Origin of the sequence: Eisenbergiella sp. OF01-20 (assembly GCF_003478085.1) — a bacterium.
GTDB lineage: Bacteria > Bacillota > Clostridia > Lachnospirales > Lachnospiraceae > Eisenbergiella.
On record NZ_QUES01000008.1, the window covers coordinates 16,166 to 38,163 of the forward strand.

A 21,998-nucleotide genomic window follows, 5' to 3' on the forward strand; every position below is an offset into this window, starting at 1 on the left:
GAATCCAAGCCCCATAACCGTACGTTTCGGTTATGAATCGGTGATTTTCGTTATGGAAATGTTGTGTATAATTCACTATAATCAGGTCTTGAAAGTGATGTAATAATACAATTTGACCAAGGAGGGAGAGCATTGAAAACGGGAATGGAAAAAACTACCGGAGACAGATGGGAACGAAGGCAGACGAGGCATCGTCTTATGAAGCGGCAGCGCACCTTATACCTCATGCTGATACCCGGAATCCTCTGGGCGCTGCTGTTCGCATATGGGCCGATGGCCGGGCTTTATATGGCCTTTATTGATTATCAGCCTTCCCTGGGTAATTTCTGGTCTAACTTCTTCGGAAGTGAATTTGTAGGTCTGCGCTGGTTCCGGTATTTTTTCTCAGGCCAGGATTTCCTCAATGTACTTAGGAATACGTTATGCTCCAGTATTCTGACACTGAGCATAGGTTTTGTTATCCCGATATTTATTGCAATTGCCCTGAATGAGGTTAAAGGCCGGTTTTTCAAACGTGTAGTACAGACTGTTTCTTATCTGCCCTACTTCATTTCCTGGGTGATTGCAGCCAATATCATTGTGACACTGTTGTCCTCAGAAGGGCTTCTGAATCAGCTTTTGATGGCCTGCGGTTTTATTGACGAAGGTATTTTTTTCCTTCAGGAGGGCAAACACTTCTGGCTGATTGTAGCGCTTTCCAACACCTGGAAGGATATGGGTTATAACTCCATTATGTATCTGGCCGCGATTTCCGCAATCAATCCGGAACTCTTTGAAGCTGCCCAGGTCGATGGGGCAGGCAGGCTGAAGCAAATCTGGTATATCCTGCTTCCCCTGCTACGGCCCACCATCCTGATACTGCTCATTCTTTCCATCGGAAGCCTGCTTAATACCGGTTTTGATCAGTATTTCCTGCTGGGTAATTCCCTGAACCGACAGTATTCCGATGTTATAGACACCTATACCTTCCGCTATGGTATCCAGAACGGCATGTTTTCTTATGCCTCTGCGGTAAGCATGTTTAAATCAGTCATTGCGTTTCTCCTTGTGCTCACAGTGAACACAATATCCAAAAAGCTGGAAGGCAGCCACCTCTTTTAACATGCCTTTAAAGGCTTGGTCCCGATAAATAATGAAAGGAGAATGTAACTATTCAGTCCGGTCCGCACATTTACTGCGAGGAGGCTGAACAGTTACGGAGATATTTATGAAACATCAACAAATAAATCCATTTTTACGCAACAGACGGCTGCACCTGCCCACTCCCGGCCAGGTTGCCGGGAAGATAGTGATTTATGGCTTCCTGCTTTTTATTTTTATCATTACATTCTTTCCCTTCTGGCAGATTTTCGTGCTCTCTGTCAATGATGCCGGCGATTCCCTGCGGGGAGGCCTGCTTCTTATGCCCCGGGAACTGAATCTGAGCAGCTATAAGGCAGTGTTTCAGAATGAAGAGATTTTGTCCTCTCTCGGAGTAACCGTCGCCAGAACCATAATAGGCGTCCCCCTCACTGTTTTTTGTGTTGCCATGCTGGCATATGTTCTCTCCAAAAAAGAACTGGTCCACAGAAGTGCTATTACCTTTTTCTTTGTGTTTACCATGTATTTTTCCGGCGGCCTGATCCCCACCTATATGGTTATCAAGGCACTGGGACTCATAGATAATTTCCTGGTTTTTATCTTTCCGGGGCTAATCAATATTTACTGGATGATTCTGGTGCGTACTTACATAGAAGGGCTTCCCGCGGAACTGTTTGAAGCTGCGGCCAGCGAGGGAGCCGGAGAATTTACCATCTTCCTGAAGGTAGTGCTTCCTTTGAGTATGCCTGTGCTTGCCACCATCCTGCTTTTTTCCGCGATTTCCCATTGGAACGCCTGGTACGATTCTTATATTTATACCTATAAGCCCCAGTTAAAAACCCTTCAGGCGGTCCTTGTAAAAATACTGAATCAATACCAGACCGGAGCCATGGTTTCCCAGGCCCAGCAGATGGCGAATGAAGCCAAGAAAATGCCGGTCAGCAGCGAAAGTATCCGTATGACGGTGACCATGGTGGCAACCATCCCCATTATCCTGGTATATCCGTTCCTTCAGAAATATTTCATCAAAGGAATGCTGCTGGGAGCTGTAAAAGACTGACAGGAAGCCCGCGGAATCCTTCTGCGGCCTGCTATAAAAAAAGGCGCTTTGCGCCGGAAAGAGGGTTTTATGCCAAAAATAACATTCATCGGTGCCGGCAGTTCCATTTTTGTTAAAAATGTATTAGGTGACTGCATGTGCACCCCCGCTCTTGCCGAATCCAGTCTCGCGTTGTTCGATATTGATGAAAAAAGACTGCGCCAGTCTGAAACCATGCTCCGCTGTCTCAATGAGAACCTTGGCGGTCATGCAAACGTAGAGGTATATCATGACCGGAAGGAAGCCCTGCGGGATGCGGATTATGTCATTAATGCCATTGCAGTGGGAGAATATTCCCCCTTTATCGTGTCGGATTTTGAAATCCCGGAAAAATACGGCCTTTATCAGACCGTTGCCGATACGCTTGGCATGGGAGGTCTGTTCCGGGGCCTGCGCACCATACCGGTTATGCTGGATATCGCTAAGGATATGGAAGAAGTTTGCCCGGATGCCTGGCTTCTTAATTACACAAATCCCATGTGTATTGTCACGGGAGCCGTACAGCAGGCCACCTCTGTAAAATGTGTGGGCCTCTGCCACAGTGTCCAGGTCTGTGCAAAAGAACTCCTGGAAGGTCTGGGTATGCCTTTTGACGATATTATTTACCGGATCGGCGGAATCAATCATCAGGCCTGGCTTTTGGATATTTCCCGCCATGGCATGGACCTGTATCCTGAAATCCGCCGCAGGGCCATGGAACGTACGGATGATCATAACGATAAGGTCAGATATGAGTTTTTAAAAATGTTCGGCTATTATGTAACAGAATCCAGTTCCCACGGCTCCGAATATGTGCCATACTATCATAAGGCAGGGTATCCGGAATTAAAGGAGCAATATCATCTTCCCACCGACGGTTATAAAAACTGGGCGAACGGAAAGGCGCAGTATTGGAAAGAAGTGAGTGATTTAATACAAAACTCTGCACTGACCCATGAAAGAAGCAGAGAATACGCCTCTTATATAATGGAAGCCATGGAAACGAATATTCCTTATGAAATCGCAGGGAATGTACTGAATACCGGTTTCCTGATAGACAATCTCCCTGAAAAAGCCTGCGTGGAGGTTCCCTGTCTGGTTAACGGAAACGGCATCCAGCCCACTCATTTCGGCCCGCTTCCGGAACAATGTGCCGCTCTGAACCGTACCAATATCAATATGCAGCTTCTCACTATCCAGGCAGCCCTTACCGGTAAAAGGGAACATGTATACCAGGCAGCCATGATGGATCCTCATACTTCCTCAGAGCTTTCCATTGGAGATATTGTGAAAATGTGTGACGAAATGCTGGAATTTAATAAAATATATTTGCCAAATTTTAATTAGGAAATTGATTGGGGGAAAATTATGTTTCAAAGAAAAATAAGTATACTGCTTACCTGTATCCTGACTTTATCCTGCCTGGCGGCCGGCTGCGGCAATTCATCCCAAAGCGCCGGCCAGTCCTCTGACGGGGAGAATCCCGCTTCCTCCGTTGCCAGAGTATCAGATGAAAAGAACGGATCCGGGGAAATCATTACACTGACCTTTTTTGACAAGAATACGGGAGATACTTTTGATAATCCGGTTGCACAGGCTATTACGGAAAAAACCGGTATTAAGATTGAAGTGCAGCAGCCCACGGGTAATCCGGAGGAAAAGCTGAATCTCATGCTTGCCAGCGGCGATCTTCCGGATATTGTTCTGATGGACAGGCGCAGTGATATTGTCAACAAATATATTGCCGCAGGAGCGCTGGTGCCGCTGAATGATCTGATTGATCAATACGGTCCTGATATCCGGGAAATGTATGGAGATATCCTCAATAAAAGCCGTTATGAGGATGGGAAAAACTATTATCTGAATAACTGGTACGGGCTGGATCCGGATCCCGACAGAGCTATATGCATCCGAATGGATGTGCTGAAGGAGCTGGGCTATGGTGACAAGGCTGAAAAGGGTGAATTTTTTACCCAGGAAGAATTCCGCGATATTCTTACCCGCTTCCGGGACACCTATAGCGACGGGGACGGACAGTCCGCCATTCCGTTATCTTCAAACGCGGATTATATGCCGGCGGTCATCAGTACCTTTAAGGCTATGTATGGTATGAAAAATTATTATGAGAAGGACGGAAAGCTTTATTTTGATGTACGCGACCCTGCTTATCTGGAGATGGTTAAATATATGAACGGATTATACAGGGACGGGCTGCTTGACAAGGAATGGGCCGTCAATAAGGAACAGATTTTTACACAGAAAGCAGGAAGCGGGCGTGTGGCTGCTACCATCGGCCTCTCTACGGATGGAAATAAACTGCTCCGGGAAGAGAATGGAGAAGATACGGATGCACAGTTCTATATGTTTAAGGTAGTGGCTGACGGGACGGCACCGGACGAAACTACGTTCAGCCCCAGAAGCTCCCTTGGATGGGATGCCATAGGGATTACCGTTAAAAATGAACATCCTGTGGAAACAATTCAGTTTATGAACTTCCTGGCAAGTGAGGAGGGACAGTATCTGCTTATGTGGGGGATCGAAGGAAAGGACTGGGACATGGAAAATGGGAAGCATGTGCCTCGTCCGGAAACCCTGCAGGGCTTTAAGGATGACTGGAATGCTTTTACCAAGGAAACCGGTATCCGTAAATGGACCTGGTTTATAAAAAACGGTTACGGAAGCGATGGAACCCCTTATGATCTGGCCACCAAATATGAAAGGGATGCGATCAGCACTCATGCACTGACCTCTATGGCTGATTCCACATGGGATACCGCTCCTTATGATTATATCGGTCCTGCGGCCGGTACGCCGGAAGCGCTGTCGGAACAGAAAATAAAGGATATTATTGATACGGCATTTACCAATATGGTTTATGCGGAATCGGAGGAACAGGTCGTATCCCTTTACGAAGGTATGATTCAGGAAATAGACGCTAATCAGGCTTCTGCCATCGAAGCGATTTATACGGAGAAATATAGAAAACAGATGGAGTTATGGAAGTAAATCTTTGTAATAGCAAGCATAGGAAAGGGGGAACCTTTTTCCTGTGCTTGCTTTTAATTCTAATCAAATTCATTTACTGCACCTCTGAAACCGTCATAAAACATACTCTTATAGGGTTCTGAAAGTACAATATGGTCACAATGTGTTCCGCAATAGGCAACATAATCATCTGTTGTAATCTCTCGCTTACCATGATTTTCTCCTTTATGCAGCTTTTGATTTACAGTCGGCTTTATGATTTCAGCCTGCGATAGGCTCTGGGCGACATGCCCAGGGATTTTTTGAATATATCCGAAAAATAAGCGGAAGAATGAAAGCCGCAGGCATAGCTGATATCTGTAATACTTTTGCTCGTATTTTCCAAAAGGCTGCAGGCCTGAAGAAGGCGTATGCTGTTCAGATGATCCATAACCGTGCTGCTGGTTGTGCTGCGGAAAAGCCGGCAGAGATGATATTTGGTAATATAAAAATGGGAAGCGATATCATCCAGACACCGGATGGTGCTGTAATTCTGATTAATATAGGTGATAACTTCGGCAATGAGAGGCGTGCTTTCCGCCCTTTTATCCCTGTCCTCCGCGGCCGTTTTCAAGGGATTTTCCCGGCAGGTGTCCCCCAAAAGGGAAAGAATTTGTACGAATGCCGGATAAGCCCTGTCATACTTATTTTTATGTACCAGTTCACGGATTTGGAACAAAAGCCCGAGCGCCTCCGAAAAGCGCTCCCCGGATAAAGAAAGCTGTCCCACAGCAAAACAGGATAAAAGCAAAGAGCGGCTTTTTTCCGTGAAATACCGGTTTAAAAAGCGGTCGTCAAAATACATAAGCGTTCGTTCATTGCCGGCACGTCCGAGGGATTTGTGCATACAATAAGGCGGAAGCAGGGAAACCTGGTTTTTGTGCATGGTATAGGCGGTATCCATGGTTATCAGGGTATATTCACCCTCCTGCAGAAATAACAGTTCGTAGGCATTGTGATAATGAAAGGTTCCCATGTCATAATCCTGGGGATGCCTGGTATATTCCACCTGCAGCATATGCTCCGGTGAATAAAGATTTGCATTCATAATATCTCCCTGATCCTCTCTCCCGGTATTTCCCGGAAAAAAGCACCTGCAATATGTTAATATTTCTAAAATAGTATATAAAAAAAGAGGACAAACAGCAATATAATAAAAGAAAAATAAGATAAATTGACTTATTATGATAGATAGGATGTATCAGGAGCAGAATGCGGTGTCCGGGCATGGATGCGGCAAGGGAGGAGTTTTATGGATAGCAGGATATTTTCTTTCACGGAGAAGAAGGATGGGGTACGGGTGGCACCCGAAGATATTTATGATGACAGGAAAGGGTACGGCTTTTTGCAATTTGGTACCCAAACTGCGCCGGCAGACCGGTTTACCGGAAGCGGCGGCTGGAATCCCGGAGAGGAGTGGGCAAAAAAACAGGAGGAGTGGTCTCCTGTTTTATGGTATGGGACAGAGGATGGGGCGGAGATTTCGGAAGAGGGGATGCCTTTACGCTTCCGGGCGGTGGTGCCGGAAAACGGTACCTACCGGATAACGGTGGACATCCGCGGCGGCAGGGACGGCCTTACGGCTCTGATGCTTTATTCCGGACGGAGAAACCTGGTGAGGCGTGATTTGAATATCGGCCCGGGAGAGGAATTTTCCATCAGCTACTGTGTACAGGTGTGCCCTTACATCCCTGTTGTGGGAAAAGGCGCCAAAGACGATCGTTCCATATATGTGACCGTGCTTAACAGAACAGGCGGCAGGGCACGCCTTACCGGAATTACAATAGAAAAGACGGAGTGTCCCACCCTCTATATTGCGGGGGATTCCCTGGTAACCGATTATGAAAGCCTGTATCCCTACAATCCTCTGCGCAATTATGGAAGCTGGGGACAGAATCTGCTGCAGTATTTCAGCAAAATTGCCGTCAGTGATCAGGCGCATGGGGGACTGACCACCAACTGCTTCCGGGACGACGGGCATTGGGATATCGTTTCCCGGAATATAAAGCCGGGCGACCTTTTTATGATGGAATTCGGACATAACGATCAGAAGCGGAGGAATTTAAAAGCTTTTGATCAATATGCGGCCAATCTGCGTTGGTATATTCTCCAAATACGCAGAAAAGGGGCGTTTCCTGTAATCGTCACCTCTCTCAGCAGAATTCCGGGAAAAGACGGGGATGGTTATTTTGATCTGCTGGAGGATTATGCGGAAAGCTGCCGCAGAGTGGGAAAGGAACTTCATGTACCGGTTATTGATCTGCATTCCTACAGTTTCCGGCTCTGGTGCGATATGGGGCCGGATATATATACCGATTATTTCTGCGACACTACCCATACAAACGATTACGGCGCCCTGCTGGCGGCAAAGTTTATTGGAGAAGAAATCCGGAGAATTGCTGCCGATCCTCTGTATGCATGGATTCCGGCAGGCATGAATACATATGACGGGGATGCCTGGATTCCGGACAGATCCCAATGTCCTGCAGCGGATACGGGGACAGGTGCATCACGTTCCGAAGTATTAAAGGAGGAGCATCCGGTTCTCCCCACGGATTTGCCCGGGCTGCCTTATGCGGATTGTTCCGGTATCCCCCAGGAGCAGGATCTGAAGAAAGCCATGGCAAAAGGGCTGCTGGATCCCTGTATCCTGTATTTTCATCCCTTTGGTGAGATGCCGCGAGGACAGTTTTTATACCTGTTTTTCAAAGCGGCGAAAACGCCGGCGAGACGTTCCTATCAGGGCAGATATTGCGATATTTATAAATATGAATTTGACGCCCAGAATGTACAGACGGCGCTGGATGCGGGACTGCTTGATGAAACGACTACCCCGGACGACAGGTTCCGGCCGGATGACGGCCTTACCTGCGGCGAACTGGTAAGCTTTATGGTACGCAGCCTTCAACCGGAGGCGGATCGGGATCTGGATATGGAAATATGCGAAAAGCTGGCTGCAGATATGGGGCTTGTGTGGGACGGCTACCGCAGGGAGGAGAAAACGAACAGAGCGGACTGTACCGCAGCTCTGGTAAAAATGATGAATATACAGGAAGCCGGGAAAATGGCCTGCAAATAACGGAAAACAAGCGGTATGCGTGTTACGCACACGCAGAAGGGAGCCATAATGCCAAGAACAGAAATAGAATTAATGGAAGGCTGGGAATTTACACGGAGTCAGACAGGAGATGAAGAATCTTGTTTCCACCCGGTCATGCTGCCCCATGACTGGGTGATTGGCGCCCCCTTTAACAGGGATATGGAGGAAGGGGCGGCCCAGGGTTTCCGGGAGCGAATGGGAATCGGCTGGTATCGCCGGACACTGGTAGTCCCGCAAAAAAAGACCGGCTACCGTTATTATCTGGATTTCGGCGGGATTTTTGAAAACAGTACGGTATGGGTAAATGACCGGGAAGCTGGCGGACGGAAATATGGCTACAGTTCTTTCCGGCTGGATGTTACCGATTTGGTAAAGGGAGGGGAAAACCGGATCGTAGTTAAAGCGGATAATACGGCAAGCCCTGCGGATCGCTGGTATAGCGGCGCCGGTATTTACCGGACTGTAAAATGGATAGAAGTGGAGGAAGCCCATCTGGACGAACAGGAGGTGGTGGTGCAAACCAGGCTTCAGGGAACCGATGCAAGGGTTGAGGTTGCCGCCGGATCGGACGGAACGGTAAAGGGGACACTTTCGGACGGAACCGTCTGCATTGAGGCACAGGGGGAAAACGGAAACCTGAATTTTTCCGTGGAGAATGCCGTTCTGTGGTCGGCAGAGGATCCTCACCTGTATACCCTGACCTTATCCCTTATGGACGGGGAGAGGGCGGCGGATACTATTGTGATGCGTATCGGGATCAGGCAGTTTGCGATGATACCCGGAAAAGGCATGTTTGTAAACGGGCAGCCTGTAAAACTGAAGGGGGTCTGCCTTCATCAGGAGGCCGGCTGCGCCGGGATTGCCGTAAGAAAGGAAATCATAAGAGAAAGGCTTCTTTTGTTAAAGGAAATGGGCTGTAATGCCATTCGGGCGGCACACCATACACATTCTGCGGAATTTCTGGATTTATGTGATGAGCTGGGCTTTTACGTCTATGAAGAATGCTTTGATAAATGGACGGGAGGGCTGTATGGCCGTTATTTTCAGACGGAATGGAAAAAAGATGTGGAAGCTATGGTGAAGCGGGATAGAAACCGGGCCTGCATTTTTATCTGGGGTGTAGGAAATGAAGTGGAAAACCAGGCCCAGGACTCTATGCTTTCCATTTTGAAAATGCTGAAGGAATATGTTCTTACCATGGATTCCACAAGACCGGTGACATATGCCATGAATCCTCATTTCAAGCGTGAAAGCAATGTGGATATATCTGAAATTAAGGATATCCAGCAATTTGTGGATGAAGCGGATGATACGGAGATCTATGACAACCGGGAAAGGGTGGAACGGATTCGGAGAATCGGGGAGATTGTGGATGTCATAGCCTGCAATTACCAGGAGCAGTGGTATTCCATGATACAGGAAGCCGTGCCGGATAAACTGATTCTCGGTACGGAAATTTACCAGTATTTTATGGGTCATCCGGAGCAGATGCAGAATTTTACGGAAAAGAACCCTTCCCTGGTCCCTTTGGAACAGGATTATATTATGGGAGGTTTTATATGGACAGGGATTGATTATCTGGGTGAGTCCATGGGATATCCGGCCAAGGGCTGGAGCGGTGCCATGATTCGCACCAATAACCGGAAAAAACCGGGCTTTTATACGCTGAAAAGCTTCTGGAATGATACGCCTATGGTACATTTTGCCGTCCTGGATTATTCCCTGGAGGACGAGGGGGTAAAGGAGCATTGGGATATGCCGCCCTATGCGGAGCACTGGCATTTCCCCCAGTTCCATAAAACGGTAATTCCCTACCGTATAGCCACTAACTGTGAGGAAGTCGCGCTGTATCTGAACGGGAAACGTTTTTTTGTACCTTCTCCTGCATCCTGCCCCAACCATACCATTACGGGATTCCTTCCCTGGCAGCCGGGGTGTGTAACGGTCATCGGGTACCGGGAGGGAAAGGAAGTATGCAGCACAACCGTAAAAACACCAGGTCCCGCAGTGAAACTGGAATTTGAACAGGAGGAACAGAGGATGCCCGCCCAAAGAGGGTATCAGCAGCTGCTTACCGTAAAGGCTGTGGACGGAGAAGGGAATCCCTGTTTCCGGGAAAGTGCCAGAGTCCGTTTCCGATTGGAAGGGGACGGGGAAATCCTGGCGGTTGATAATGGAAATCTGATGGGAAACGAGCCTTATCAGGAGGATTTTATCCATATGTATCAGGGGGCGGCAAGCGTTCTCATCAGACTTGGCGGTACGAAAGGGCGTACGGTGGTATATGCGTATGCGGACGGAATGTATGCCGGAAAAACAATCATCGTCGTGGAATAACCGTTTTTTCCGGTAGAAGATCAGGCAAATGCGCCGTAGCAGGCGGCCCGCAGAAATAAATAAGGAGATAGAAGCATGCAGACGGAAAGAGGTAAATTTGGCCTGGAGTCGCCGGAAGAGGCCCGGACAATGTGTCACGCGGCGCTCCTATGGGAAAAAGTGGAAGGCGCACAGTTGTACCGGATCTATGTGGACGGTAAAGAAACCGCCGTTACGGATAAAACCGACTATACCCTGCGGGAGCTGGAAAGCGGCCATTCCTATGACATATATGTGGAGGCATCGGCTGGTTTGGATACGGTGGTGAGCAGCCATGTGACTATAAAGACACGTGACAAAAGTGTATTATTGGATGTTACGGACTTCGGTGCGGTTGGGGACGGAAGAACCCTGAATACACAGGCTGTCCAGGCAGCGATTGACGGCTGCCCTCCGGGAGGGACGGTAATGATACCCGCAGGTATTTTTCTTACAGGGGCCCTTTTCCTGAAAAGTGATATGACCCTTTATATGGAGGAAGGCAGCAAGCTCCTGGGAAGCAGCCGCCTGGAGGATTTTCCCCTTATTACCTGCCGGTTTGAAGGGAGGGAACAGGTTTGCTACGCCAGTCTGCTTAATACCGGGGAGGAAGAAGAGAAAGACTTTCATTCTATTACCATCGCGGGAAAGGGGACTATTGATGCCAACGGTATGCTGCTGCGGAAGCTGGAGCTGGCGGAAGGGAAAGGGAAGCCGGGGCGGGCAATCTGCCTGCGGCGCACGGACGGTGTGTACCTGGAAGGAATCACGGTACGCCAATCGCCCGCATGGTGTGTCCATCTGGTATATTGCAACCATGTCAGCCTCAACGGCGTACATATCCATACCAAATATGATGAAAAGGGAAACCGGTATGAAGGAATTGCCAATGGAGACGGACTGGATCCGGATTCCTGCAGCTATGTAAAGGTATTCAACTGTACCATTGCAAGCCAGGATGACTGCATTGCCATAAAAGCCGGCCGGAATGAGGAAGGACGCAGGGTGGGGATCCCGTCGGAGCATATACGGATATCCAACTGCACCTTCTTAAGCGGTTTTGGGGTGGCAGTAGGCAGTGAAATGTCGGGCGGAGTGAGGGATGTCCTGGTACAGGACTGCACCTTCCGGGATACATACAGCATATGCAGCATAAAAGCGCCGCGGGGCAGAGGCGGTATTGTTGAAAATATCACCTATGATTCCATGAAGCATTGCAACCACAGCAGGGAGCACCAGGACTGCAAATGGTTCCGGGGAGCCATCTATATCGATCAGTTTTACAGCCATGACGAATATGACTGGGAGAATCCGCAGCCCGTTGATGAGGGAACCTCCCATATAAGGAATATAACCCTGAAAAATATGGAGGCGGAAACCGTGACGGGAAATGCGGTATTTCTGGCGGGTCTGCCGGAAAGCCCCCTGGAAAACATCAGGCTGGTCAATGTGAAAGCCGGAGGAAGATATGGTATGAAAGCCGCTAATATCCGGAATCTGCAGATGGAAAATGTTACGATAGGCGCCCGGGAGGGCGGAGCTTACGAATACCATGCGGTAAGCGGAAAAAAAGAGGGAGGAGAGATTGGAAGCAATGAATGAACAAATGCGCAATATTTATATCTGCTTTCCGGGAGGAAAGCACAAGGTGCTTACCATGAGCTTTGATGACGGAAGGCTGGAGGACAGACGGCTGGTGGATATTTTTAACCGGCATGGGATAAAGGGTACGTTTCATGTAAACTCTGCTATCCATGAGGAGAAGAGGATACCGGTAACCGAATACCGCAGGCTGTATGAAGGACATGAAGTATCCTGCCATACCTGTACCCACCCTACCATAGCCAGATGTCCCATGGAGCAGGTGGTAAGCCAGATTCTGGAGGATCGTAAAAATCTGGAGGCGGCTGTGGGTTATCCGGTACGCGGCCTTTCCTATCCCAACGGATCCTACAACGAAGATATCGTAAAAATGCTTCCGGCCCTTGGCATCCGTTATTCCAGAACCGTGGAAGAGACAAACGGATTTGCCATGCCGGAGGATTTCCTGAAATGGAAAGCAACCTGCCACTATAACCATAATCTCATCAAGCTGGGAGAAACATTTGCGGCGCTGCACAAAACCCAGTATTTGTACATGATGTATGTATGGGGACACAGCTATGAATTTACAGATTATAATAACTGGGAGGTTATGGAGGATTTCTGTAATAGGATGGGAGGAAGGGAGGATATCTGGTATGCTTCCAATATAGAAATCGTCGATTACATGGAGGCAGCCGAACGCCTTCAGTTCGGGGCCGGCGGTGATATGGTCTACAACCCTTCGGCAGCTTCGGTTTGGATAGAAGCGGATGGGGTGAAAAAAGAGGCAAAAGGAGGACAGCTTACCAGGCTGTAGCCCGGATCTCCTCCTTTTGCAAATTACGGCGCCATTTTTCCTGTCTTTATGTATTTCCTGCCCACTTTTTACATTGTTCGATACGTGCCCCGACAGGGAGATCCCCATTTTCTTCATCGCAGGAATAGCGTGTAAGCAGATCGCAGGGGATCCGGGGGCACTGTCCGCAATGGACAAAACCCTGCTCCTGGCAGCAGGCGGCAACGGGACATTCCCCATGGAACGGGTTACCGTTAGTGGGGATACATCCTCCGCATCCGTGGGACTCCTTCCAGGAACAGCCGGTGCAGTGCAGGCCGCACCGGGAATCAACGATTTCGGTAAATGCAAGTGTATTAGCCATATTTTCCTCCTTATGGATGTAATTACTCCAGGAATCTTTACGTCTTATTTTATGGTGCTGCCTGTTAAACCAGGCATGGCAGTTTCCTTTACAAAGGTTAAGGTACTGGTGAACTTTGTTTGCCGGGCACAGGATTCCGGGAGCTAATCATAGAATAGCATAACTAACATGACAACTAATTGTCATGTTGCTTTTGCTATCTCTTGTTTTATCGCAGAAAAAATCCTGACTTGTAAAAATTAAGTGTTTCTGATATAGTTAACATATCGGGAAAATTCACTTTCCTATACGTATTTCATATATCATTATATTCAAACGGCATTTCGCCAAAAATTTCGCTTCATTACAAAAAATATTGATAGATACGGAGAGTTTGCGTATAATAAAAGCAGAAAGCAACAGGTGACGTAACTGATGCAGAAAAAGAACATTCTGCCTGTCCTTTCCGTATCGGAAAGGACGTAAAAATGAAAATTGTATCACCAAAATATGACTACTGCATGAAGGAACTTTTCCGGAATGAAGTAGTACGCAGGCATTTTTTGAGCGATGTACTGGATATACCGCCGGAAACAATCCGCTCATCCCGGCTGCTGAATACTTTTTTATGGAAAAGGTATCGGAACCAAAAGCTGGGGATACTGGATGTGCTGATTGAACTGAATGACGATACGAAAATTAATATCGAAATCCAGGTAAAGGTCAGTGCCGACTGGGATAAAAGGCAGATCTTTTATCTGTCAAAGCTATACACGGCAGATTTACACATGGGGAATGATTATACCTGCCTCAGGCCTTGTATCGGGATAAGTATATTGGATTTTAACCTGAACGGCAGGCCGGAATACCACAGCATTTACCGGTTGACAGATGCGGAGGGAAATCTGTTTTCAAACATGCTTGAGATACATACGATTGAATTGAAAAAGAAGCTTGCAGGGCAGAACCGTGTTGATGACTGGATACGGCTGTTCAATGCCGAAACGGAGGAGGATCTGGATATGATAAAAACGAAAAATGCAGGGATTTGCGAAGCAGTACGTGAGGTGAAGCTTATGAGTCTGGGAAAAAGACTGCGCGCCCATTATGAAGCGTATCTGAAAGACATGCGTGACCAGGCGGCAAGGGAAAAATATGTACGGCAAGAGGCAATGGAAAATGGGTTCAATAAGGGGATGGAGAAAGGATTAGAGAAGGGTAAAGAAGAAGGCATTGGAATATTTATTCTTGATAACATGGAAGAAGGGAAAAGCAAGGAGCAGATTATTAAAAAACTGATAATCAGGTTTAATCTGCCGGAAAAAGATGCGGAAAGGTTAATGGATAAATATATGAATAATGTTAATTCTACACGCTAAATGTAACAGTACAGACGGCCCCTTGTACCGTCTGTACTGTTACCGCTAATTTTTTTACATTTTTATAATAACTTTAAAGGATTGACAAATTGTTTAAAAAAAAGTATACTAATTAAACCGTGCAGCCGGGGGATTAGCGGTCCCTTGTACCTGAAATCCGCTATAGCAGGGGTGATGTCCGGCCGAGGGCTTGTGCTTGTGTGGCTGCCCTTTATAAGTGGCGTTGAAGTTTGGGTCTTACGCAACGGATGTCTGCGAACCGTGTCAGGTTGGGAACAAAGCAGCACTAAGCAGAATTTTCCGTGTGCCGTGAGGGTGCCTGGCGGAGTTAACTGTAAAGGTAACGCATATGGGTTTGTGTTCGAAGCAGGACGCACGGTCTTTGTTTGTATATATGGATAACAGCCGCGACTGGTAACAGGGATTGCGTTGGATGGTTTCGTGAAACGAAATGGTCTGACGCATTTTTTACGTACCGGAAAGAGAATGGTAACAGGCCGGACTTGTCGGAACTGTTAAAGAGGATGCGGTATACGTCAGCGGAATATGTGAAAATAATCGATGCTGCGTTCTGCAGGTCCTCCTTGTGACCAAGTCAAATATCTTACAGTAATAAAAATACGCCCCTATACAGAAGGCGTATTTTTCCAGGTTAATTCTATTTAATTATTTTTTCCGCGGTCAAAAGATAAGACAACGGGAATCCTTTTTTATCATATACCTCGGATAAACCGATGTCATAATCATATTCATTCAACTTGACAACACGCAGCCCGGCATTGCTTACGGCATTGATTATAGCTGACATGGTGTGGGAGAAGCTGGTGAAGGTTTTTGAGTCATACTGTTCGGACATGTATCCCATCCCCTCATTTTCAATCCATGGCTCCTTCCTGAAATAGGAATAGGCAATCCGGTTAAGATGGTTCTCATCAAACACAGGTTCTCCGGGCATAGGCAGCATGTTCATAATCGGATGAAAATCGTTGATGAACAGGATGCCTCCGGGCTTCAGGCAGAGGGACACTTTTTGAAAGAGTTCGTTCAAATCCTCAAACCATGTGATGGCTCCGATTGTAAACATAACAAAATCAAAGGAGCTGTGATATTGTTCCGGAATGTCCAGGATATTGCAGGCGGTGAACCGACAGTTGTCAATTCCGGCCTTTTTGGCAGTATCAACAGCCTGGTTTATAATATTTTCAGCAATGTCAAATCCAAATCCCGCTTTTGCGCCGAGGCGCATCAGAGACAGCAGTTCACGTCCATTGTTACAGCAGAATTGGGCAATGGTTTTGCCGTTGAAATCTATTGCAGTGAGTTCCTTAGCCGCATCAGGGCAGAAGAAGGGAAGCCCTTCGTCGGACAGCTTCTCATGGTTTGTTTCTCCCCAGCCGGGATGGCGGTGCTCAAAGGCTTCTTCCCAGGCCGCTTTATTTTCTTGAAAATAGCTCATTTTATTTCCTCCGTATTGTTTTCTTGCTTTATTTATTCTGTAATCATTATCATTGTGGGAGAACCAGGACGTATTCAGTGTAGAATAATATCGTAACATTGTCAATTTTTTTCTATTTAAAAAGAGGCAGGAATGAGACCTGGCATCGCATCGGTTTCCATTTTTAATTTCCTTACGGCCTGGGAAGAATTCCCCTTGCAAATACGGTAATTGATGACAATATGAATAGGACGCTTCCCGTTGCCATATCCGGTTTCTTCGGTCAGCATCAGTTTACCCAGTGGGGATATGTAATTGCCCTCTCCGTGCTCAGCCTGCTGCCTGTCCTGCTCATTTTTATTTTCGGCCAGAAGTTCTTTGTGGCGGGCCTGACGGCCGGCAGCGTTAAGGGATAGGGAAGTTGGGAAGGCGTATTTTGCAGAAAAATGGGTAACTGCCAAATATTGTGTGTTGTACCGTTCATATGCTGCCCTTTATAATTAGGCATAAAGCGCTGAAGAGAAGAAACAGCGCCTTATGCCTGATTATTTACGGAAAGGAAGCACATAATGAAAAAACATATTATTCATTCTCTTGTGGCGGCAGCCATACTTATTCTGGCAGGTACCGGCATGGGAGCCAAGGCCGCTCCGGCAAAAACAGATACCGGAAATCTGGTAGTGGGTTATTATACGAACTGGTCTTCGGATAAAGGGTATACCCCTTCGGACATTCCGGCGGGTAAGCTCACCCATCTGAATTATGCGTTTGCCAAAATTGATCCGGCGGCAAATACCATTGCAATGGCGAACCCGGAAAAGGATATCAAGAATTTTGAACAGCTTCGAGCTTTGAAAAAGAAAAATCCTGCATTAAAAACATTGATTTCCGTAGGAGGCTGGGATTATTCTACCTATTTCAGCACGATTGCGGCGACGGAGGAAAGCAGGAACCAGTTTGCTTTGGGGTGTCTCGATTTTCTGCTCACCCATGGATTCGACGGAGTTGATTTGGACTGGGAATATCCGGTTTCAGGGGGGCCCGCCGGGAATACGAACAGCCCGGAGGACAAACAAAATTTCACCCTGTTGCTTTCCGCTATCCGGAACCAACTGAATGCCCAATCTCTGCGTGACGGCAAAAAATATTATCTCACCATTGCCGGTGCAGCCAATTCCAGCTATCTGAATAAAATAGAACCGCAGCAGGTAGCCGGGCTGGTGGATTATATTTTCGTTATGGCTTACGACATGCATGGTCCCTGGGATACCTATTCGGATTTCGGAGCGCCGCTGTACAATCCGGCGGAGGAAAGCCCCCAGTATAAGAACAGTGTGCAGAATGGGGTCCGTGCGTATCTGAACGCGGGCGTAGCGGCGGATAAGCTGGTGCTGGGTATGCCCTTTTACGGGTATCTTTACGAAGGGACGGCGGCGGAACGGGAGGGAAGATACAGTACCTTTTCCAAAGCCCGTGCCCTGGGGTACGATAGTCTTAAAAGGACATATCTGAATAATCCGGCATTTTCCTCCTTTTTCCACGAAGGGGCAGTGGTTCCTTATCTGTATGGGAACGGCACCTTTCTTTCCTATGAAAATCCACGCTCCATAATGGCTAAAGCCGCATTTGCCAGGAATTCGGGGCTGGCCGGGGTCGGAATATGGGAGTTGTCTCATGACAGCGGAGGAGAGCTTCTGGAAAGCGCCCGGGCGGGCCTGGCCGGGGCATAGGTATCATTAAGAGGATCCCCGGTGTCCGGGGGTCCTCCTTCCGGCTGCCGGTTGCTTTCCGTCCATGGCGGTACCAACTTTTTTTATTTTTACCCGGCAGGTACAGAGTGCTCTTGTAAAAGGAGTTCCGATTCGGTATAGTAAGTAGGAGAGAAAACGGTAAAGGTATTTGTAACTGTTCAGCAGGTCTGTGCATTTACTGAACAGTTACAGGTATTTAAAAAAGGAATAGGATGGAAAATCGGACATTAGGGTATGAAAGAATATTGGCCGACTGTACGCTGTGCCCCAGGAACTGCCACGCGGACCGGCTTGGCGGAAAACGGGGCTACTGCGGGCAGGGCGCAGAAATTATGGCTGCAAGGGCAGGACTTCATTTCTGGGAGGAGCCGTGTATATCCGGGAAAGAAGGTTCCGGGACGGTGTTTTTCAGCGGCTGTGTGCTGCGGTGCGTATACTGCCAGAACACCAATATAGCAGAAAGCAGGGCCGGCAGGGTGATCAGCGGGGAACGGCTGTCGGAAATCTTCCTGGAACTCCAGGGAAAAAAGGCAAATAATATCAATCTGGTGACGCCCACTCATTTTGTTCCCCAGATTGCCCTGGCATTGGAACGGGCAAAAGCACAGGGGCTGCATATCCCTGTGGTATATAACACCGGAAGTTATGAGAGGACGGAGACGCTGAAACGCATGGAGGGCCTGGTGGATATTTATCTGCCGGATATGAAATATATGTCCTCCCGGCTGGGAGAACGGTATTCCCATGCGCCGGATTATTTCGATACGGCTGCCCGGGCTATAGAAGAAATGGTGAGACAGACAGGGAATCCGGTTTTTGACGAAAGCAGTGGCCTGATGAAAAAGGGAGTTATTGTACGCCACCTGGTTCTTCCGGGCTGTACCGCAGATTCAAAAAAAGTTCTGTCCTATCTGTATCATACTTACGGGGACAGGATATATATCAGTATTATGAACCAATACACCCCGGTGTGTGACTTATCCGCATTTCCGGAGCTGAAACGGAGGATAACTGCCCGGGAATATGAAAGGATTGTGGATTACGCCCTGGATATGGGGGTGGAGAATGGTTTCATCCAGGAAGGGGAAACGGCGGAGGAAAGTTTTATACCGGAATTTGATGGGGAAGGCCTGTGAGTGGTATAATCCGATAAAGTATCTATGCCGTCTGTTTTAATGGAAGGAGATAGAATGAAAAGACATGAGGAAATAATCATGGATGCATTACTCTGTACAAGGTTCAGTGTATGGGCGGAACTTGTGCAGAGGTTTACTGTTTTGAAATAATAACCGCCGCCCGCATTGGATTTTGTACTTATAGGAAATAATTAACTATAAGGAGAAAACCAATGAACAATATAAAAAATAAAAAGAGTGGATTTACATGTTACATTATATTTTGGCTCAGCCAGTCTGTTTCCCAGCTGGGAAGCGCAATGACTGGTTTTGCTTTGGTGATTTGGGCCTATAAACAGACGGATTCCGCCATGGCGGTATCCCTGATGACCTTTTGTTCGTATGTGCCTTATATTATTGTCAGTCTGCTGGCGGGTTCTTTTATAGACAGACACAGCAAAAAGACAATTATGCTGGTATCCGATTCGGTTGCGGCCCTGTGCACGGTTTTTATCTGGGGAATGCTGGCGGGCGGCAGGCTGGAAATATGGCATATTTATGTGGCGAATGCCATAACCGGGTTTATGAACGCTTTTCAGCAGCCTGCACAGTCGGTGGCTATCGGAATCCTGGTTCCCAGGGAGCTGTATGCAAGAGCCAGCGGTATGGATTCCTTTTCCAATAACCTTCTTACCGTAGTAACACCGGTGATGGCAGCTTCTGTCAGCGCGTTTTGGGGGCTGGAGGGAGTGATACTCCTGGATTTATGCAGCTTTGTATTTGCGTTTTGTGTGCTTCTTCTGTTTATCCGTATCCCGGAGGAACAGACAGGAGAGAAAAAGAAGGAAACGCCCTTTTCCGGGCTGAAGGATGGCATTGCTTTCCTTAAGGAAAGGAAGGGGCTGGCTTCTATGATTCTCAGCATGTGCCTCATTAATTTCCTTTCACGGCTGACCTATGAGAATATCCTGTCCCCCATGCTGCTGGCACGGACCGGAGGAAATGAGCAGCTTATGGGAATGGTGAGCAGTGTCCTGGGAATGGGAGGCATTGCAGGCGGCCTGCTTGTGGCTGCCGGGAGAATAAAAGGGAAGCCCGTAAAAATGATATATCTGTCTGCCGCATTTTCCTTTTTATTTGGGGATCTGTGTATGGGTCTTGGCAGAAATGTCTGGATATGGAGCCTGGCAGGTCTTGCCGCCAGTGTTCCGATCCCCTTTCTTTCCGCAGGACAGCAGCAGATACTGTACAACCGGGTTCCCCGGGAAATTCAGGGGCGGATTTTTGCGGTACGGAATGCTTTGCAGTATTCCAGCATTCCCGCAGGGATCCTTCTGGGCGGCTGGCTCGCGGACTATGTATTCGAACCGTTTATGAGCGGCGGTTCCCGGGCGGCAGCCTTTTTGGGTATGCTTGTGGGTGCCGGTAAGGGCAGCGGCATGGCCCTGATGTTTTTGTGTACGGGTGTCCTTGGAGCTGCTGCCAGTATCTACTGGTATGGAAATCGGGAAATAAAGGCATTGGATGCCGAAGAGGAAGGGTAGCAGTCCTGGAATTATGTTCTTTGCATATTCTAACACTGTTATTGATAAGAAGCGTTAGAAACGTTAGAATTAAATGCAAGGAAGCGATAATGTGATTTTTTAAGAAAGGGAAACAATAGAATGGAAACAGATCGTCGTTGACGATGTGAAGAAGGAAATTATGGCATTTGCCAACAGTATGGGAGGTACTCTGTATATTGGTGTTGCGGATGATGGCAGTATTGCCGGGGTGGAAAACCCGGATATGACAACACAGCAGATTGCTAATATGATCCGGGACAGCATCAAACCGGACATTACTATGTTTCTTCACTATGAAACGAAGGAGATTGACAGAAAACAAATTGTTGCTGTCGAGGTACAGCGTGGAACAGAACGCCCATATTACCTGGCCAAGAAAGGACTACGCCCGGAAGGGGTATTTATCCGGCAGGGCACGTCTTCCGTACAGGCTACCGACACTGCCATTCGGCGCCGGATCATTTCCGGCGCCGGTTTTGTGTGCGGGATACAAAATCGGGCAAGAAATGTTAAGACAGGTAGAATTTTGTTTTTTATACTATTTATGTAGCCGCTACAAAATAAGCGCGGAGGTGGTGCATTGAACAACTTCACAAAAATTGGCGAGGCATTAAAATATATTGATGAGCAGCTGGAGGAGCCTGCAAGATGCTAAGTTCCGGGGAGGATACCATTCTGAATATTGCTTTGAACTGTGGTTTCCATTCCGCACAGGCTTTTTCCAGAACGTTCGGAGATGTGCAGGGAATCTCTCCCAGCGAATATAGAAAACAGGGATGTCGGCCTGAAATAATCAGTGCGGAGACTCTGGTTATGCGATTTACCAACAGGCTGAGAGGAGGGATGCTTCTGAATCCCAATATTATAAAGCAGGGCCGTATCCTCCTTGCGGGTACTTGCGGGGATGGAAGCCAAACATGGGAGGTATGGAATGCTTTTGAAGAGCTGAGTGCAGAAAAACCTCTCAAAAATGAAGTATCCGGTCATGGATATGAAGTAAGAATGTATGAGGGAGACCTGTGCACTGTTTATGTGGGACATGCGGTTTCAAATAAGGAAGTGGATAAGGCATATACCTTATTGGAACTGCCGCCCGGCAGATATGCTTCTTTTGAGATTTATGTATCCAATGGGTATGAGAGCGAAAATAATGCCATGGATGAATGGCTGGATACAAACGAAGAGGGATATACAGAAAAGCTGCTGGACGGAAAAAAATATTGCGTGGAGTATTACGATGAACGTTTCAGCGGCGGGAATAGCGGTTCCATTGTAGAGATATGGATTCCTATAGAAAAAGAAAAAATCGGGAATTCCACGATATAAAATAACAAACAGCAAAACGGACGCCCTGCTTATCCGGCAGGACGGCCGTTTTCTGCGTGGGAGCATC

General features: G+C 47.6%; 18 protein-coding genes and 1 other RNA gene. 16 read left to right on the top strand and 3 right to left on the bottom strand.

The genetic code is table 11. From position 1 onward, the window contains the following. Positions 1–132 precede the first annotated feature (132 nt). The 4 genes from DXA36_RS11765 (at position 133) to DXA36_RS11780 (ending at position 5,164) form a co-directional block, all read left to right on the top strand. Positions 133–1,101, top strand: a complete 969-nt coding sequence (locus tag DXA36_RS11765; protein ID WP_243114631.1) for an ABC transporter permease — start codon at positions 133–135, stop codon at positions 1,099–1,101. Positions 1,102–1,207: 106 nt separating this feature from the next. Next, positions 1,208–2,140, top strand: a complete 933-nt coding sequence (locus DXA36_RS11770) for a carbohydrate ABC transporter permease (RefSeq protein ID WP_207666356.1) — start codon at positions 1,208–1,210, stop codon at positions 2,138–2,140. A 69-nt stretch (positions 2,141–2,209) separates the two neighbouring features. Then, the gene (locus DXA36_RS11775; protein ID WP_118679372.1) at positions 2,210–3,505 is read left to right on the top strand and encodes an alpha-glucosidase/alpha-galactosidase; all 1,296 of its coding nucleotides are present in this window, start codon (positions 2,210–2,212) and stop codon (positions 3,503–3,505) included. 21 nt (positions 3,506–3,526) lie between these two features. Beyond that, positions 3,527–5,164 (top strand): extracellular solute-binding protein, encoded by a 1,638-nt coding sequence (locus DXA36_RS11780; RefSeq protein WP_118679374.1) that lies wholly within the window; start codon positions 3,527–3,529, stop codon positions 5,162–5,164. A 232-nt stretch (positions 5,165–5,396) separates the two neighbouring features. On the opposite strand, the gene DXA36_RS11790 is transcribed toward DXA36_RS11780, so the two are convergent. Next, positions 5,397–6,230: a helix-turn-helix transcriptional regulator gene (locus DXA36_RS11790; RefSeq protein WP_118679376.1), complete on the bottom strand. Its 834-nt coding sequence runs from the start codon at positions 6,228–6,230 to the stop codon at positions 5,397–5,399. A 204-nt stretch (positions 6,231–6,434) separates the two neighbouring features. Between DXA36_RS11790 and DXA36_RS11795 the strand changes: the two genes are divergently transcribed. From DXA36_RS11795 to DXA36_RS11810, 4 genes are all read left to right on the top strand, one after another. Beyond that, positions 6,435–8,261 carry a rhamnogalacturonan acetylesterase gene (locus DXA36_RS11795; RefSeq protein ID WP_182479029.1) on the top strand — a complete coding sequence of 609 codons (1,827 nt, stop codon included), beginning with the start codon at positions 6,435–6,437 and terminating at the stop codon, positions 8,259–8,261. Between the two features lie 48 nt (positions 8,262–8,309). After that, positions 8,310–10,619, top strand: a complete 2,310-nt coding sequence (locus tag DXA36_RS11800; RefSeq protein WP_118679380.1) for a glycoside hydrolase family 2 protein — start codon at positions 8,310–8,312, stop codon at positions 10,617–10,619. A gap of 75 nt (positions 10,620–10,694) precedes the next feature. After that, entirely contained in the window at positions 10,695–12,239 is a 1,545-nt protein-coding gene (locus tag DXA36_RS11805; protein ID WP_118679382.1) for a glycoside hydrolase family 28 protein, read from the top strand. Further along, positions 12,232–13,038 (top strand): polysaccharide deacetylase family protein, encoded by an 807-nt coding sequence (locus tag DXA36_RS11810; protein WP_330425022.1) that lies wholly within the window; start codon positions 12,232–12,234, stop codon positions 13,036–13,038. The genes DXA36_RS11805 and DXA36_RS11810 overlap by 8 nt, the downstream gene beginning before the upstream one ends. Positions 13,039–13,084: 46 nt before the next feature. On the opposite strand, the gene DXA36_RS11815 is transcribed toward DXA36_RS11810, so the two are convergent. After that, the gene (locus tag DXA36_RS11815; RefSeq protein ID WP_118679384.1) at positions 13,085–13,381 is read right to left on the bottom strand and encodes a DUF3795 domain-containing protein; all 297 of its coding nucleotides are present in this window, start codon (positions 13,379–13,381) and stop codon (positions 13,085–13,087) included. 467 nt (positions 13,382–13,848) lie between these two features. Here DXA36_RS11815 and DXA36_RS11820 point away from each other — a divergent pair, with 467 nt between their 5' ends. Next, complete coding sequence (locus DXA36_RS11820) at positions 13,849–14,739, top strand: Rpn family recombination-promoting nuclease/putative transposase (protein WP_118679386.1); 891 nt, start codon at positions 13,849–13,851, stop codon at positions 14,737–14,739. Positions 14,740–14,856: 117 nt separating this feature from the next. Further along, positions 14,857–15,118: signal recognition particle sRNA large type (gene ffs, locus DXA36_RS11825), an RNA gene on the top strand. Between the two features lie 279 nt (positions 15,119–15,397). Here ffs and DXA36_RS11830 read toward each other — a convergent pair. Then, the gene (locus tag DXA36_RS11830) at positions 15,398–16,195 is read right to left on the bottom strand and encodes a class I SAM-dependent methyltransferase (protein WP_118679388.1); all 798 of its coding nucleotides are present in this window, start codon (positions 16,193–16,195) and stop codon (positions 15,398–15,400) included. A gap of 221 nt (positions 16,196–16,416) precedes the next feature. Here DXA36_RS11830 and DXA36_RS11835 point away from each other — a divergent pair, with 221 nt between their 5' ends. The 6 genes from DXA36_RS11835 (at position 16,417) to DXA36_RS11860 (ending at position 21,931) form a co-directional block, all read left to right on the top strand. Continuing rightward, a complete protein-coding gene (locus tag DXA36_RS11835; protein WP_207666357.1) occupies positions 16,417–16,590 on the top strand; it encodes a hypothetical protein in 174 nt (57 codons plus the stop codon). A 153-nt stretch (positions 16,591–16,743) separates the two neighbouring features. Further along, positions 16,744–17,904 carry a glycoside hydrolase family 18 protein gene (locus DXA36_RS11840; RefSeq protein WP_118679390.1) on the top strand — a complete coding sequence of 387 codons (1,161 nt, stop codon included), beginning with the start codon at positions 16,744–16,746 and terminating at the stop codon, positions 17,902–17,904. 233 nt (positions 17,905–18,137) lie between these two features. Then, positions 18,138–19,061: a radical SAM protein gene (locus DXA36_RS11845; protein ID WP_118679392.1), complete on the top strand. Its 924-nt coding sequence runs from the start codon at positions 18,138–18,140 to the stop codon at positions 19,059–19,061. Positions 19,062–19,273: 212 nt separating this feature from the next. Continuing rightward, on the top strand, positions 19,274–20,584 hold the full coding sequence (locus DXA36_RS11850) for an MFS transporter (protein ID WP_118679394.1): 1,311 nt from the start codon (positions 19,274–19,276) through the stop codon (positions 20,582–20,584). A 115-nt stretch (positions 20,585–20,699) separates the two neighbouring features. After that, positions 20,700–21,155: an AlbA family DNA-binding domain-containing protein gene (locus DXA36_RS11855; protein WP_330425024.1), complete on the top strand. Its 456-nt coding sequence runs from the start codon at positions 20,700–20,702 to the stop codon at positions 21,153–21,155. Positions 21,156–21,253: 98 nt separating this feature from the next. Then, positions 21,254–21,931 (top strand): AraC family transcriptional regulator, encoded by a 678-nt coding sequence (locus DXA36_RS11860; protein ID WP_118679398.1) that lies wholly within the window; start codon positions 21,254–21,256, stop codon positions 21,929–21,931. The last annotated feature ends 67 nt before the right edge of the window (positions 21,932–21,998 follow it).

What these genes read in the sequence shown, in the direction of transcription:
- DXA36_RS11800 (WP_118679380.1), top strand. Translation starts at nt 8,310, where the DNA reads ATGCCAAGAACAGAAATAGAATTAATGGAAGGCTGGGAATTTACACGG.
- DXA36_RS11830 (WP_118679388.1), bottom strand. Translation starts at nt 16,195, where the DNA reads ATGAGCTATTTTCAAGAAAATAAAGCGGCCTGGGAAGAAGCCTTTGAG.
- DXA36_RS11770 (WP_207666356.1), top strand. Translation starts at nt 1,208, where the DNA reads ATGAAACATCAACAAATAAATCCATTTTTACGCAACAGACGGCTGCAC.
- DXA36_RS11860 (WP_118679398.1), top strand. Translation starts at nt 21,254, where the DNA reads ATGCTAAGTTCCGGGGAGGATACCATTCTGAATATTGCTTTGAACTGT.
- DXA36_RS11805 (WP_118679382.1), top strand. Translation starts at nt 10,695, where the DNA reads ATGCAGACGGAAAGAGGTAAATTTGGCCTGGAGTCGCCGGAAGAGGCC.
- DXA36_RS11810 (WP_330425022.1), top strand. Translation starts at nt 12,232, where the DNA reads ATGAATGAACAAATGCGCAATATTTATATCTGCTTTCCGGGAGGAAAG.
- DXA36_RS11820 (WP_118679386.1), top strand. Translation starts at nt 13,849, where the DNA reads ATGAAAATTGTATCACCAAAATATGACTACTGCATGAAGGAACTTTTC.
- DXA36_RS11850 (WP_118679394.1), top strand. Translation starts at nt 19,274, where the DNA reads ATGAACAATATAAAAAATAAAAAGAGTGGATTTACATGTTACATTATA.
- DXA36_RS11845 (WP_118679392.1), top strand. Translation starts at nt 18,138, where the DNA reads ATGGAAAATCGGACATTAGGGTATGAAAGAATATTGGCCGACTGTACG.
- DXA36_RS11835 (WP_207666357.1), top strand. Translation starts at nt 16,417, where the DNA reads ATGAATAGGACGCTTCCCGTTGCCATATCCGGTTTCTTCGGTCAGCAT.
- DXA36_RS11795 (WP_182479029.1), top strand. Translation starts at nt 6,435, where the DNA reads ATGGATAGCAGGATATTTTCTTTCACGGAGAAGAAGGATGGGGTACGG.
- DXA36_RS11780 (WP_118679374.1), top strand. Translation starts at nt 3,527, where the DNA reads ATGTTTCAAAGAAAAATAAGTATACTGCTTACCTGTATCCTGACTTTA.
- DXA36_RS11790 (WP_118679376.1), bottom strand. Translation starts at nt 6,230, where the DNA reads ATGAATGCAAATCTTTATTCACCGGAGCATATGCTGCAGGTGGAATAT.
- DXA36_RS11840 (WP_118679390.1), top strand. Translation starts at nt 16,744, where the DNA reads ATGAAAAAACATATTATTCATTCTCTTGTGGCGGCAGCCATACTTATT.
- DXA36_RS11815 (WP_118679384.1), bottom strand. Translation starts at nt 13,381, where the DNA reads ATGGCTAATACACTTGCATTTACCGAAATCGTTGATTCCCGGTGCGGC.
- DXA36_RS11775 (WP_118679372.1), top strand. Translation starts at nt 2,210, where the DNA reads ATGCCAAAAATAACATTCATCGGTGCCGGCAGTTCCATTTTTGTTAAA.